The sequence below is a fragment of the Citrobacter sp. GW821-FHT07H02 genome (genome assembly GCF_059418505.1).
In genome coordinates this window covers 119,221-133,191 of record NZ_JBWKPZ010000007.1, presented here as the reverse complement: position 1 = coordinate 133,191, position 13,971 = coordinate 119,221, and the positions used below count along the sequence as shown (strand labels likewise).

The 13,971-nt window shown below is 53.0% G+C and carries 12 protein-coding genes; 8 read left to right on the top strand and 4 right to left on the bottom strand.

The genetic code is table 11. The annotated features are described in order from the left end of the window. Positions 1-117: 117 nt before the first annotated feature. From adiC to pmrB, 4 genes are all read left to right on the top strand, one after another. Positions 118-1,455, top strand: coding sequence for an arginine/agmatine antiporter (gene adiC / locus AC07NP_RS10440; RefSeq protein WP_490468920.1), 1,338 nt, complete (start codon positions 118-120; stop codon positions 1,453-1,455). A 133-nt stretch (positions 1,456-1,588) separates the two neighbouring features. Continuing rightward, the gene (eptA, locus tag AC07NP_RS10435) at positions 1,589-3,229 is read left to right on the top strand and encodes a phosphoethanolamine transferase EptA (RefSeq protein ID WP_494660427.1); all 1,641 of its coding nucleotides are present in this window, start codon (positions 1,589-1,591) and stop codon (positions 3,227-3,229) included. Beyond that, positions 3,229-3,897 carry a two-component system response regulator PmrA gene (gene pmrA, locus AC07NP_RS10430; protein WP_494660426.1) on the top strand — a complete coding sequence of 223 codons (669 nt, stop codon included), beginning with the start codon at positions 3,229-3,231 and terminating at the stop codon, positions 3,895-3,897. Before eptA ends, pmrA begins: the two co-directional genes overlap by 1 nt. Further along, complete coding sequence (gene pmrB, locus AC07NP_RS10425; protein WP_494660425.1) at positions 3,898-4,980, top strand: two-component system sensor histidine kinase PmrB; 1,083 nt, start codon at positions 3,898-3,900, stop codon at positions 4,978-4,980. On the opposite strand, the gene pmrR is transcribed toward pmrB, so the two are convergent. Together pmrR and proP are read right to left on the bottom strand one after the other, a co-directional pair. Further along, positions 4,974-5,063 carry an LpxT activity modulator PmrR gene (gene pmrR / locus AC07NP_RS10420; RefSeq protein WP_203359234.1) on the bottom strand — a complete coding sequence of 30 codons (90 nt, stop codon included), beginning with the start codon at positions 5,061-5,063 and terminating at the stop codon, positions 4,974-4,976. The two genes, pmrB and pmrR, sit on opposite strands and share 7 nt — an antisense overlap. A gap of 71 nt (positions 5,064-5,134) precedes the next feature. Then, positions 5,135-6,637, bottom strand: coding sequence for a glycine betaine/L-proline transporter ProP (gene proP / locus AC07NP_RS10415; RefSeq protein ID WP_203359235.1), 1,503 nt, complete (start codon positions 6,635-6,637; stop codon positions 5,135-5,137). A gap of 691 nt (positions 6,638-7,328) precedes the next feature. On the opposite strand from proP, the gene kdgT reads away from it, so the two are divergent. Beyond that, positions 7,329-8,324: a 2-keto-3-deoxygluconate transporter gene (gene kdgT / locus AC07NP_RS10410; RefSeq protein ID WP_494660424.1), complete on the top strand. Its 996-nt coding sequence runs from the start codon at positions 7,329-7,331 to the stop codon at positions 8,322-8,324. On the opposite strand, the gene AC07NP_RS10405 is transcribed toward kdgT, so the two are convergent. After that, entirely contained in the window at positions 8,321-9,232 is a 912-nt protein-coding gene (locus AC07NP_RS10405) for a diguanylate cyclase regulator RdcB family protein (RefSeq protein ID WP_494660423.1), read from the bottom strand. The genes kdgT and AC07NP_RS10405 overlap by 4 nt on opposite strands. Next, positions 9,229-11,577: a clamp-binding protein CrfC gene (gene crfC, locus AC07NP_RS10400; protein WP_494660422.1), complete on the bottom strand. Its 2,349-nt coding sequence runs from the start codon at positions 11,575-11,577 to the stop codon at positions 9,229-9,231. The genes AC07NP_RS10405 and crfC overlap by 4 nt, the downstream gene beginning before the upstream one ends. Positions 11,578-12,138: 561 nt before the next feature. Here crfC and AC07NP_RS10395 point away from each other — a divergent pair. From AC07NP_RS10395 to phnC, 3 genes are all read left to right on the top strand, one after another. Beyond that, entirely contained in the window at positions 12,139-12,474 is a 336-nt protein-coding gene (locus AC07NP_RS10395; RefSeq protein ID WP_096758651.1) for a zinc ribbon domain-containing protein YjdM, read from the top strand. A 120-nt stretch (positions 12,475-12,594) separates the two neighbouring features. Then, positions 12,595-13,041 (top strand): VOC family metalloprotein YjdN, encoded by a 447-nt coding sequence (gene yjdN / locus AC07NP_RS10390; RefSeq protein WP_494660421.1) that lies wholly within the window; start codon positions 12,595-12,597, stop codon positions 13,039-13,041. A 132-nt stretch (positions 13,042-13,173) separates the two neighbouring features. Further along, positions 13,174-13,962, top strand: coding sequence for a phosphonate ABC transporter ATP-binding protein (gene phnC, locus AC07NP_RS10385; RefSeq protein ID WP_494660420.1), 789 nt, complete (start codon positions 13,174-13,176; stop codon positions 13,960-13,962). Positions 13,963-13,971 lie beyond the last annotated feature (9 nt).

Below are 13,971 nucleotides of genomic sequence, written 5' to 3'. Positions count from 1 at the left end.
GAGCCACAATAATATCAGCATTGGCGATAACCCCGCCCCGTAATAAATACGCGGTCTCCTGAGGGCGTATCATACGTCGTACTTTAACGTAGCGATTCACCTTTCCAGGAGATAAACATGTCGACGGATGCTGATGCTCACAAAGTGGGCTTAATCCCCGTCACCCTTATGGTGTCGGGGAACATTATGGGTTCAGGCGTATTCCTGCTTCCCGCAAACCTTGCTTCAACCGGCGGGATTGCAATCTACGGATGGTTGGTCACGATTATCGGCGCACTGGCGCTGTCGATGGTCTACGCCAAAATGTCGTCCTTAGACTCCAGTCCCGGTGGTTCCTACGCTTACGCACGCCGCTGCTTCGGCCCTTTTTTGGGATATCAAACCAACGTTTTGTACTGGCTAGCCTGCTGGATCGGTAACATTGCCATGGTGGTCATTGGCGTTGGTTATCTAAGCTACTTCTTCCCGATCCTGAAAGATCCGCTGGTACTGACGCTCACCTGCGTCGTGGTTCTGTGGATCTTCGTTCTGCTGAACATTGTCGGGCCAAAAATGATCACCCGCGTGCAGGCTGTTGCAACCGTCCTGGCGCTGGTGCCGATCGTAGGCATCGCGGTCTTTGGCTGGTTCTGGTTCCGGGGTGAAACCTATATGGCCGCCTGGAACGTCAGCGGCATGAACACCTTTGGCGCAATTCAAAGTACGTTGAGCGTCACGCTGTGGTCGTTTATTGGGGTAGAAAGCGCCTCCGTTGCGGCAGGTGTAGTGAAAAATCCAAAACGCAATGTCCCCATTGCCACCATTGGCGGGGTGCTGATTGCCGCCGTGTGTTACGTCCTCTCCACCACGGCCATTATGGGGATGATCCCCAACGCCGCCCTGCGTGTTTCAGCCTCGCCTTTCGGTGACGCCGCACGAATGGCGCTGGGGAATACCGCTGGCGCCATTGTCTCCTTCTGCGCGGCGGCGGGCTGTTTAGGCTCTCTGGGCGGCTGGACGCTGCTTGCCGGTCAGACGGCAAAAGCGGCCGCCGACGACGGACTCTTTCCGCCTATTTTCGCCCGCGTGAACAAAGCGGGGACCCCGGTCGCCGGGCTGATTATTGTCGGTATTCTGATGACGATTTTCCAGTTCAGCAGCATGTCCCCCAACGCGGCAAAAGAGTTTGGTCTGGTCTCTTCGGTGTCGGTCATCTTTACGCTGGTGCCGTACCTGTATACCTGCGCCGCCCTGCTGCTGCTGGGCCACGGCCACTTTGGTAAAGCGCGCCCATTCTACCTGCTGGTGACGTTTGTGGCGTTTGTCTACTGCGTCTGGGCGGTGGTCGGTTCCGGCGCGAAAGAGGTGATGTGGTCGTTCGTGACGCTGATGATCATCACCGCGCTGTACGCGCTGAACTACAACCGGATCCACAAAAACCCGTATCCGCTGGATGCACCGGTTAGCCGTAATTAACCTTCGTCGTTCGTTATTGCCCGATGAGGCGTTCATGCCTCATCGGCCACGCAATCACCAACCTTAAATTCTTAAGGTTGGCTTAACTTTACTTTGCGAGGATCTGCGCCACTTAGTTGATGGAACTTCCCTAATGTTAAAGCGCCTTTTTAGAAGACCGACTCTCGGACAAATTTCCTGGCTCCTGCTGTTCTCATTCTATATTTCCATCTGCCTGAACATTGCCTTCTATAAGCAAGTATTGCAGGACTTACCGCTGGACTCCCTGCGCAACGTGCTGGTGTTTTTATCCATGCCGGTGGTTTCCTTCAGCGTGATGAATATTGTGCTGACGCTGGCCTCTTTCCTGTGGCTGAATCGCCCGTTGGCCTGCCTGTTCATTGTGGTTGGCGCGGCGGCGCAATACTTCATCATGACCTACGGCATCATCATCGACCGCTCGATGATTGCCAACATGATGGATACCACTCCGGCGGAAACATTCGCCCTGATCACGCCGCAAATGGTGCTCATGGTGGGCGTATGCGGCATCCTGGCGGCGGTGATAGCCTGCTGGATCAAAATCAAACCAACCACGCCGGCATTGCGCGGTGCGGTGTATCGCGCCGTCAGCGTGTTGATTTCCGTGTTGCTGATTCTGCTGGTCGCCCTCTTTTTCTACAAAGACTACGCATCGCTGTTTCGCAATAATAAGCAACTCATCAAAGCACTCAGCCCATCGAGTAGCATTGTCGCAACTTCATCCTGGTATTCACACCAGCGTCTTGCCAACCTGCCGCTGGTGCGTATTGGCGAGGATGCCCATCGCAACCCGCTCATGCTCAAACAACCGCGTAAAAACCTGACCATCCTGATCGTCGGTGAAACGTCGCGCGCCGATAACTTCTCGCTGTCGGGTTATTCGCGCCAGACCAATCCGCGCCTGGAAAAAGACAACGTGGTCTATTTCCCCCACACCACCTCCTGCGGTACTGCGACGGCGATTTCCGTACCGTGTATGTTCTCCGGCATGCCGCGAAAACACTATGACGAAGAGCTGGCACATCATCAGGAAGGGTTGCTGGATATCCTCCAACGTGCGGGCATTAACGTGTTGTGGAACGACAACGACGGCGGCTGTAAGGGCGCGTGTGATCGTGTTCCGCATCAGGATATGACGGTGCTGAATTTGCCGGGGCAGTGTATTGAGGGGGAATGCTATGACGAAGTCCTCTTCCACGGTCTGGAAGAATACATCGACAAACTCCAGGGGGATGGCGTTATTGTTCTGCATACCATTGGCAGCCACGGCCCGACCTATTACCACCGTTATCCGCCGCAGTTCCGGAAATTTACCCCCACCTGCGACACCAACGAAATTCAGACCTGTTCACAGCAACAGTTGGTGAACACCTACGATAATACCATCCTGTACATTGACTATATTGTTGATAAAGCGATCAATCTATTGAAATCACATCAGGATAATTTCACCACCAGTCTGGTTTATCTTTCCGACCACGGCGAGTCCCTGGGAGAAAACGGTGTTTATCTCCACGGTCTGCCTTACGCCATTGCCCCGGATACCCAAAAACATGTGCCGATGCTGTTCTGGCTTTCTGATGATTATCAAAAGCGTTATCAGGTTGACCAGACGTGTTTACAAAAACAGGCAAGCTCGCAAGATTTCTCGCAGGACAATCTTTTCTCGACCATGCTGGGATTAACGGGCGTGCAGACGAAGTATTACCAGGCTGCAGATGATATTCTGCACCCCTGCAGGAGGCTAACTTAATGAAAATTCTGATTGTTGAAGACGATACGTTGTTATTGCAGGGACTGATTCTTGCCGCGCAAACAGAAGGATACGCCTGTGACGGCGTCTCTACTGCGCGTGCCGCACAGCATTGTCTGGAGACAGGTCATTACAGTCTGGTGGTTCTGGACCTGGGGTTGCCTGACGAAGACGGACTGCATTTTCTGGCCCGCATCCGGCAGAAGAAATGCACCCTCCCGGTGCTGATCCTCACCGCCCGCGACACGCTCAACGATCGTGTCTCCGGGCTGGATGTCGGCGCCGATGACTACCTGGTCAAACCGTTCGCGCTGGAAGAGTTGCATGCACGTATTCGGGCTTTGCTGCGTCGCCACAATAATCAGGGTGAGAGTGAACTGGTTGTCGGCAATCTGACGCTGAATTTAGGGCGTCGCCAGGTCTGGTTAAGCGGACAAGAACTGATCTTAACGCCGAAAGAGTATGCGTTGCTGTCACGGTTGATGCTCAAAGCAGGCAGCCCGGTGCATCGCGAAATTTTGTACAACGACATTTACAACTGGGACAACGAGCCGTCGACCAATACGCTGGAGGTGCATATTCACAACCTGCGCGACAAAGTGGGGAAATCGCGTATCCGCACCGTTCGGGGATTTGGTTACATGCTGGTTGTCGCTGAGGAAAACTAAGTGAACCTGACGCGTTTTCTGCACAGACCCATGACCCTTCGTCAGCGTCTGATGCTAACCATCGGCCTGATTCTGCTGGTATTTCAGTTGATCAGCACCTTCTGGCTCTGGCACGAAAGCATTGAGCAGATTCAGCTTTTCGAGCAGGCGCTACGCGAGAATCGAAACAATGACCGCCACATCTTGCATGAGATCCGTGAAGCGGTAGCCAGCCTGATCGTCCCCGCCGTGTTTATGGTCAGTCTGGCACTCATCATCTGTTATCAGGCGGTCCGGCGCATTACCCGCCCACTTGCCGACCTGCAAAAAGAGTTGGAAACGCGTACGGCAGATAATCTGACCCCCATCGACATTCACAGCAGCACGATTGAGATCGATGCAGTGGTCACAGCGCTGAATCAGCTGGTCACCCGCTTAACGACCACACTGGAGAATGAACGCCTGTTCACCGCCGATGTCGCCCACGAATTACGAACCCCGCTTTCCGGGGTGCGTCTGCATCTGGAATTGCTCTCCAAAGCGCATAACGTGGATGTCGCACCGTTGGTGGCCCGCCTTGACCAAATGATGGATAGCGTGTCGCAATTGCTGCAACTCGCCCGTGTTGGCCAGTCATTCTCATTGGGAAATTATCAGCATGTGAAGCTGCTGGATGACGTGATCCTGCCCTCTTATGACGAGCTGAGCACCATGCTGGATCAGCGCCAGCAAACGCTGCTGCTGCCAGACAGCGCAGAGGATGTCACGGTACGCGGCGACGCCACGCTGCTGCGTATGTTGCTGCGCAATCTGGTCGAAAACGCACACCGTTATAGCCCGAAAGGGACAGCCATCACCATCAGTCTCAACACCGATAACGATGCGATTATGGCCGTTGAAGACGAAGGTCCGGGGATTGATGAAAGTAAATGCGGGAAGCTCAGCGAAGCCTTTGTTCGCATGGACAGTCGGTACGGCGGGATTGGGTTGGGGCTCAGTATTGTCAGTCGCATTACGCAACTGCATCACGGGCAGTTCTTTCTGCAAAACCGTGAAGGCACATCCGGCACACGCGCCTGGGTCATACTGAATAAAGATCAGTAAGTAGTCACCCAGATGTAGACAAAACTGCTGACGATCATGACGCTGAACACGGTGGTTAAACTTTCGTAAACACGCTTTTTCATCACACTCTCCTCCGGAACGCTGGAGGAGAGTGTGCACAATAGAGATTAAGTGAACCTTAAGTGTTTACCTGTCACTCATCAATACGCGGATGCTGCTGTACCAGACGCGAGCGTTTCGCCTGCAACTCAGCAATTTCCTGATCGATATCTTCGATTTTATGTTCGATATTATCGTGATGCTCGCGCAAAATTTCTTTCGCTTCCTGAATATCCGACGCCGCTGGCGTCGCACCTTTCAGCGGAAGATTGGCGGTCTCTTTCATGGTGATACCGGTCGCAAAGCCAACCAGCGCAATCACCATCAGGTAATAGGCAGGCATCATCAGATTCTGCGAACTTTCTACCAGCCATGCCGCCAGCGTTGGCGTCAGACCAGCAATCAGTACCGAAATATTAAACGCCGCCGCCAGCGCACTGTAACGAATGTGCGTCGGGAACATCGCCGGTAACGTCGCGGCCATCACCCCAATGAAACAGTTAAGGATCACCGCCAGCATCAGCAAACCGGCAAAAATCAGACCGATAACATTACTGTTGATCAGCATAAAGGCCGGGATCGCCAGGGCAAACAGCGCCACACTCCCCAGGATGATAAACGGACGGCGGCCATAACGGTCACTCAGCAGCCCCATAATCGGCTGGACAAACAGCATCCCGACCATAATGGCGATGATAATCAGCACGCCGTGATCTTCGGAATAGTGCAGGTTATGCGAGAGATAGCTCGGCATGTACGTCAGCAGCATGTAGTAAGTGACGTTGGTTGCAATCACCAGACCAATACAGGTCAGCAGGCTGCGCCAGTGCTTAGTGGCAATCTCTTTAAACGACACTTTCGGGCCGTCCTGCAATCCTTCACGGTCGCCCTGCTCCAGCTTTTCAACGTGCTGCTGAAACGCCGGGGTCTCTTCCAGCGCATGACGCAAATAGAGACCAATAATCCCTAACGGCAGCGCAATAAAGAACGGAATACGCCAGCCCCAATCCAGGAAGTTTTCCTCGCCGACCACGGTCGAAATCAGAACGACGACCCCCGCGCCAAGCACAAATCCCGCAATGGAACCAAAATCCAGCCAACTGCCCATAAACCCGCGTTTACGGTCGGGCGAATACTCGGCGACAAAAATCGACGCGCCGGTATATTCCCCCCCTACCGAGAACCCCTGCGCCATCTTACACAACAACAGCAGGATGGGTGCCCAGATGCCAATAGAGGCATACGAGGGAATCAACCCGATACAGAAGGTACTGATCGACATAATCACAATGGTGATAGCGAGGATCTTCTGGCGACCGTATTTATCGCCCAACATACCGAAGAACAATCCGCCAAGCGGTCGAATCAGGAAGGGAACGGAGAAGGTGGCAAGCGCGGCAATCATCTGCACGCTGGGGTCAGCCCCTGGAAAGAATACTTTACCTAACGCATAGGCAACAAAGCCATAAACACCAAAATCAAACCATTCCATCGCGTTACCCAGCGACGCTGCGGTAATCGCTTTACGCAATTTACCGTCATCAATGATGGTTACGTCGCGAAGTGTGATCGGTTTTATTTTTTTCCTTTTCAGCATAGCTGTCCTCGTAGACTAAGCCCGTCTCGCTACATATCGAATTCATTGGCGCAATGCGCGCTAACGTCACCGTAGAGCGTGGGTCTGCAGGGATGCAGACGTTGTAACAAGCGTAGCAGGTTTACTTCCACTGACCGTTTGAGGCCTGTACAACCGAACCTGTTGACGCCTGATTGGGCGGTTAATGACTTCTTTACCCTACCAGCGTTTAAATGTGTGATCAACTTCACACATATATGTTCTCTTCGTCATCAACTGTAAATACGGCCATTCTCAGTCTATTTTTTGCTTACGCAAAATAGCGTTTATTGACACTCTAACGCGTCGATCACTTGCTTATTAAAATGAAATATCACTGCCGTGATTATTAAGCTGCCAGGCAAAAAACAATCATCTCTTTTCACAAAGCATTCACAGTATTTTTAATATTCCATGGTTTTCGGAAAGGTTTCCATAAAATATGTGATACGGGTAACTAAAACACCGTTTTATTTTGATTGAATCGTAATTCCAGAGAATGCAAGATGACAGCAGACACAACATCTCTGGGGATCGCGACACACAGTTAAAAACCGCATCCGATTTGTGCACGCAAAGAGAAAGAGGCGATCCTTCGCTTCCTTAGCAATATAAGATTTTGAAATTAATATAATTTACTGACTTGTCCGCGCGACAAGTTGTGAGGACGCTTATGAAAATTAAAGCCGCGATTGAACGTATCCCTGGCGGGATGATGCTGGTTCCTCTGGTACTGGGTGCCATCCTGAATACTCTGGCACCCAATACTGGTGCTTATTTCGGTGGTTTTACCAAAGGGATGATTACCGGTACCGTGCCGATTCTGGCGGTATGGTTCTTCTGTATTGGCGCCTCTATTAACTTGCGTGCCACGGGTACCGTGTTACGTAAATCCGGGACGCTGGTGATCACCAAAATCGCCGTAGCATGGGCTGTGGCAATGGTTTGCGCCATGTTTATTCCGGAAAACGGTATTCAAACCGGTTTCTTCGCCGGTCTGTCCGTTCTGGCGATTGTCTCTGCGATGGACATGACCAACGGCGGTCTGTATGCCAGCCTGATGAACCAGTACGGCACCAAAGAAGAGTCTGGTGCCTTCGTTCTGATGTCTCTGGAATCCGGTCCGTTGATGACCATGCTTATCCTGGGTTCTGCGGGTCTGGCATCATTTGAACCCCACCATTTTGTGGGTGCGATCCTGCCGTTCCTGATCGGTTTTGCGCTGGGCAACCTTGATAAAGACTTCCGTGATTTCTTCAGCAAAGCCACGCCAGTACTGATTCCGTTCTTCGGCTTCGCGCTCGGTAACACCATTAACCTGGGCGTCATTATGGACACCGGTCTGCTGGGTATCGTGCTGGGTGTAGCGGTCATTATCATCACCGGTATTCCGCTGATTATCGCTGACCGTGTTATCGGTGGCGGGAACGGTACAGCGGGCGTCGCGGCCTCTTCCGCAGCCGGCGCCGCCGTCGCTAACCCGGTGATTATCGCGCAAATTAACCCGGCATTTGAACCGGTTGCCGCATCGGCCACCGCCCTGGTCGCCGCCAGCGTGATTGTGACCGCGATTCTGGTGCCGATTATCACTGCCCTGTACGCCAAACGCTTCGGTAACGTCCCGGCACAAAGCGTTGCAGAGCAACCGGCTGACTCCTTAAATCACTAAAACCTTCCCGTCCCCTCTGGGCTTACCAGAGGGGACGGCGCAAATATCTCCTCCACCATCGCATGCGCCAGCCGCTGCGCCGAACAGAGTCTCGGCATCCCTAACGCCACATTTTTCCAGCGCTGCGTCACGGACCAGCACACCGGATGTTTATCAGCGTCACACCAGTCTCCAAGCCAGTTCAACAGATCATTATTGTCGTTTGTTCCCTGGGTATTGGGCGTATTGAGCCACTGCGAATAGTAGTGGCGGGTTGTCGGCGCGGCGTGAATGCTGTGCGCCAGTGCGTGACTGGCCATCGCGCGCAAATTATCTTTCAGCATCGATACGACGTCGGCATTAGCCAAACGGCAGGCATCGCCGAAAGCCCCCCACCGTAGCTCCTCAAGCGCCACAAAACAGCGCCCCGGCAATGACCAGCCGTCGTACACTCCGGCTCGCCAGCGGGTAAAAACCTGCTCGCTATGCTCTCCTGCCTGTACCGTCAGCCCGCGTTGGGTCAGCGCTTTTTCTTTGTACGCGCAGCGTCGGGTAAACTCGTCGGACAACGCGTCGAGTTGCTGTCGGATGCCAGGAGTCGCGTATACACGGGGAAGTTCGCTGTGTCGCATCTGCATCAGATGCTGAGCAATACGGGTCAGCGCCAGATGGCCGTGATCAAGCATCCCCGCCAGTTTTTCCACCAGCGTGAAGCGCATCATCAAGTGCTCGCTGCCTCTCCCCGCCATCGCCCACGTACGAAGCTGTGCGTAGGTCAACATCTCTTTCAACAGGCGCTCGCGAAACGACTGCTCTTGCAGCGTGCCACCAGACCGTTTGAGTTCTTCTCCCTGAACCAGAGAGACCATAAACTTCGGGTGAATGCATTCCAGCATCCGCCCCGGGCCTTCCCGTAACGTATTTGTCATGTCTGCTCAGTCGCAAAAAGGGTTTGGATATCGTCACGCAACAGACGGGAGTCCTCATATATCCACGCCACGGTAGAAAGACTGTGCTGCAATTGCAGGCTCTGCGCCGTCACCGCAGATTCATTCTGTTGTCGCATCGCCAGGCTTTCCCGCAAGCTCTCCTGCAACCCCGACAGACACTGTGAAAAATCAGCAAAGAACGTTGTCATACCTGCCGTGACAGAAGCATCAACCTGAGCCGCCAACACTTTACGGATTTGCTGGCTAAAGTGGCGGACATACTCCTCAAGACTGGAATGCAATGTCGTAAAATGAATGAGGTAACGCACTTTTGTTTCCACATAATCTCTCCCCCCCCAGTTAGGCTGGTTCAGCCAGCGTGAGAAGGTTTCGCGTACGCTTGCGCAAGGCGGATTCTGCGCGTCTTGCAGGTTCTCCTGGCTCATCGCCTCCCTGAACAAAGGTTGGGTATTGAAATTAAGCAGCGCAGCATGAAATGCCGGAAAGCTGATCCGCGCCCGAAAACCGGTATGACTCAGCGCCTCTTTAACCCGCGCTTCAATCGGGCGCATCGCATCCGTAAACACCCGCGCCAGCGTCGATTCGAGTTGCTCAAAGCGTAACGCCAGTTCGCGGCTGACATTCTCCTGCGCCCTTAATAACACGACCTCACAGGACGCCCGGATTTTGCTTAAGACGACCTGCGCCTGACTTTCGTCGTATAACACCAGCGTTTCGCCGACGATTTCGGCTTCGGGTATCGGTGAAAGCGTGTCGCGTTTTGACATCGCCACGATGTTTTCTTCACTGAATAAACGGCTGATGTCGCGTAAAATGACGGCATCCTGCTGGTTCAGCAATGCGTTAGCCGCATCCATCGCCAATGCGACTTCGTGGCGCACTTCATCGCCTACAGACGCCTCGCTCGCCCGTAACTGCTGTAAATCCGCTTCGACCTGGGCGATATTCACCTGCAGCTTTTCCTGCGCAACCGTCAGACCGTTAAAGCGAAAATCGAGATAATCGCGTGTGCTCTGGGCATAATTTAATAACTTATGCGACGCCGAGCGCAGGGCATACAACGAGGCATTGGCATACGCCGCCTGCATCAGCGTTTGCATGGGAAGTGCAAACAGCGAATCCTCCCACAGCAAATCAGCCGCATGGCGAATGTGTTCAGTATCGTCAAGATCGGCCAGCCGCCAGCGCCGACCGAGCGCGGCTTGCGCAAAATCCTGAACCCAGCGTTGTTCCTGAGGATCAGGCAACCGACCGTGTACCGACAGTTCGTGACGCGCCCGATTCGCCAGATATCCCCACATTGAAGAAACCGGATAAATGTGCCCCGGCGTTATACAGCCCTTCATCAACGTGCCGGAAATCATCGCCCGGACTTGTTCTGCATCGTCACTGTTGCGGTCTTTTTGATCGAACTTGTTCACCAGCGCATACAGCGGGACGGATTTGCCCACCGCGGCGATAGCCTGGCGCACCTCTTCATCGGAGATCGACTTCAGTTGGGTGTAGTCCACCACCGCCAGCACCGCAGAAGCGCGGGCCAGTTGTTCGTTGAGCATCGTTTGCAGGTGCGGTTGTCCGGCTTCGTTTGGCCCAGGCGTATCCAGTAAAGTCAGTTGCCCCAGCGCATTCTCCAGCCCCGCCAGATGCACAAACTCAACCTCAATCACCGGGATATGTTCAATGGCGGCGTAGGCGGAAAACGGAAAATCAACCTCCAGCGCTTTCGACAAACGCACCAGATCGTTCAGGCTCTTCAGGCAGTGGAAAATTGGCTGCGCGCCCAGGTAATGACGCTCGAACGCCTCGCCTTGTTCAATGCGCTGGATGAGGTCATCCATGTCTTTGTCGATTTCCAGCGCCAGTGTCAGATGCTGGCGATCGCACGCTTGCAGTCGTTGTTGCAACGTGTGCATCAGGGTATCAATCGGGGCGACATGGGAAAAAAGTAGCACCGGTTCCTGCTGACCCGGGGTGTGACGGATCAACGTCGGCAGCGCGGTCATCGGGCGATTGCGGTTGGGCAACACTTCCGTTCCGACAATCGCGTTAATCGTCGTCGATTTTCCCGCTTTCATGGTGCCAACGATAGCCAGAACCATTTCCAGCCGCGTAATTTTACGCAACTCATTGTTCAGCATAGCGTGTTGGGCAGCAATGCCACGGGCGCTAAAATGTGGGGGAAGAATACTCTCCCCACTTTTGTCGTTTCCCTCACTCTCCAGCATCGTAGGCGAAAATGCGGCTATTTGCCTCAGATGCGAGAGCGCGAGTAATAACAAACGCTCGGCTTCCTGACTTAATTCATAGATTGTCTGTGTGTGCATAAAAAATCTTTCCTTAACGCAAATTTATATTACTTTTATTTAGCCGTGATTTTTATTATGAATTTTCGGCATATTTAATTACGTATAGAAAATATTAAAAAAATAAACCCCTGAGGGTTATAAGGAATGTATCAACACTTGCTGACCGCTTCTTGCTGACCGTTAACCATAAGAAAGATAAAGAAAGGCGTTCAGTACATGTCACTTAAATTATGATGAACATATAAATTTTCAGACTCAATAGCGTCATTCTTACCTACCTGAATTAGGGGGTAAGATTGCGCTCACTAACAAAAACCGAGGATGTGTTAGTGCCGCTGGATCATTATTATAAGAAGGTTTGCCTCACCTTATCTTAAATAGCAAAACGTAGCAATTTCCCTTAAAAAATCGTCATGACATTTTTTTGCCCTCACCGCGACCTTCAGTCGCGGGGTGGCATATTCTTAAGTTGGGAATAGTCCCGACAACGTTAAGGATTTTATGTATAATTGCGGCCTTTTTCGGCAATCTGCCATTTTTGGGCGCTTTTGCCCCTGCTGACCTTTTGAGGAAATCCACATGTCATTACCCCATTGCCCACAATGCAACTCCGAATACACCTACGAAGATAACGGCATGTTCATCTGCCCGGAATGTGCTCACGAATGGAACGATGCCGAACCGGCTCACGACAGCGATGAGCTGATCGTGAAAGATGCCAACGGCAATCTGCTGGCAGACGGCGACAGCGTCACCGTGGTTAAAGATCTGAAAGTGAAAGGCAGTTCTTCAATGCTGAAGATCGGTACCAAAGTGAAGAACATCCGCCTGGTCGAAGGCGACCATAACATCGATTGCAAAATTGACGGTTTTGGCCCCATGAAGCTGAAATCCGAGTTCGTGAAAAAGAACTGATTTTTGTAAGCCGGATTAGGCGTTTACGCCACCATCCGGCATTTATTGCCCGGTGGCGCTTCGCTTACCGGGCCTACGATAACTACACTTAACTGGCTTCTTTTACCTGAGGTAAACATTATGCCGTTAAGTCCCTACATCTCTTTTGCCGGCAATTGCGCCGACGCCATCGCGTACTACCAACAGACACTGGGCGCAGAACTGCTCTACAAAATCAGCTTCGGTGAAATGCCCAAATCGGCGCAGGACAGCGAGGACGGTTGCCCGTCCGGAATGAAATTCCCCGATAACGCCATTGCCCACGCCAACGTGCGCATTGCGGGTAGCGATATCATGATGAGTGATGCCGTTACATCAGGCAAAGCACACTACTCCGGCTTCACGCTGGTGCTTGATACGCAAAATGTCGAAGAAGGGAAGCGCTGGTTTGACAACCTTGCCGCCAAAGGTCAAATCGAAATGGACTGGCAGGAAACCTTCTGGGCGCACGGATTCGGTAAAGTCACCGATCAGTACGGCGTGCCGTGGATGATTAACGTTGTGAAACAGCAGCAGCCGACCGAGTAACCTGACGGGAGGCTCGCCCTCCCGTTCTGTCATCAATCTCGCCTCAACTCTTCATCATCAAGTCACCAACGCTTAACAAAATTGTCACATTAATCCGCCACGATGGGGCCACTTTTTTAGTGAGGCCGCACCATGCAAACGATGATTCGTGTCGAGAAACTCTCCAAAACGTTCAATCAGCAGCAGGCGCTACACGCCGTTGATATGGACATCGCTTCCGGTGAGATGGTGGCTCTGCTTGGCCCGTCCGGTTCCGGCAAATCCACCCTTTTACGTCACTTAAGCGGTTTGATTACTGGCGATAAATCGCCAGGCAGTCATGTGGAGCTAATGGGGCGTACCGTCCAGCGCGAAGGCCGTCTGGCACGCGACATCCGCAAAAGCCGCGCCCACACGGGTTACATCTTCCAGCAGTTCAATCTGGTGAACCGTCTGACCGTACTCGAGAACGTGCTGATCGGTGCACTCGGCAGCACGCCGTTCTGGCGTACCTGTTTTAGCTGGTTCAGCCTGGAGCAGAAACAGCACGCATTGCAGGCGCTGACCCGCGTCGGGATGGCGCACTTTGCATATCAACGCGTTTCAACACTCTCTGGCGGCCAGCAGCAGCGCGTGGCCATCGCCCGCGCTCTGATGCAGCAGGCGAAGGTCATTCTGGCCGATGAGCCGATCGCCTCGCTGGACCCGGAATCCGCGCGCATCGTGATGGACACCCTGCGCGATATCAATCAGACCGACGGCATCACCGTGGTCGTCACGCTGCATCAGGTGGATTACGCCCTGCGCTACTGCGAACGCATTGTCGCACTGCGCCAGGGACACGTGTTCTATGACGGCAGCAGCCAGCACTTTGATAACGAAAGATTTGACCATCTCTACCGCAGCATGAACCGCGTCGAACAGAGCGCGCAGGCTGCTTAATTTAACTGA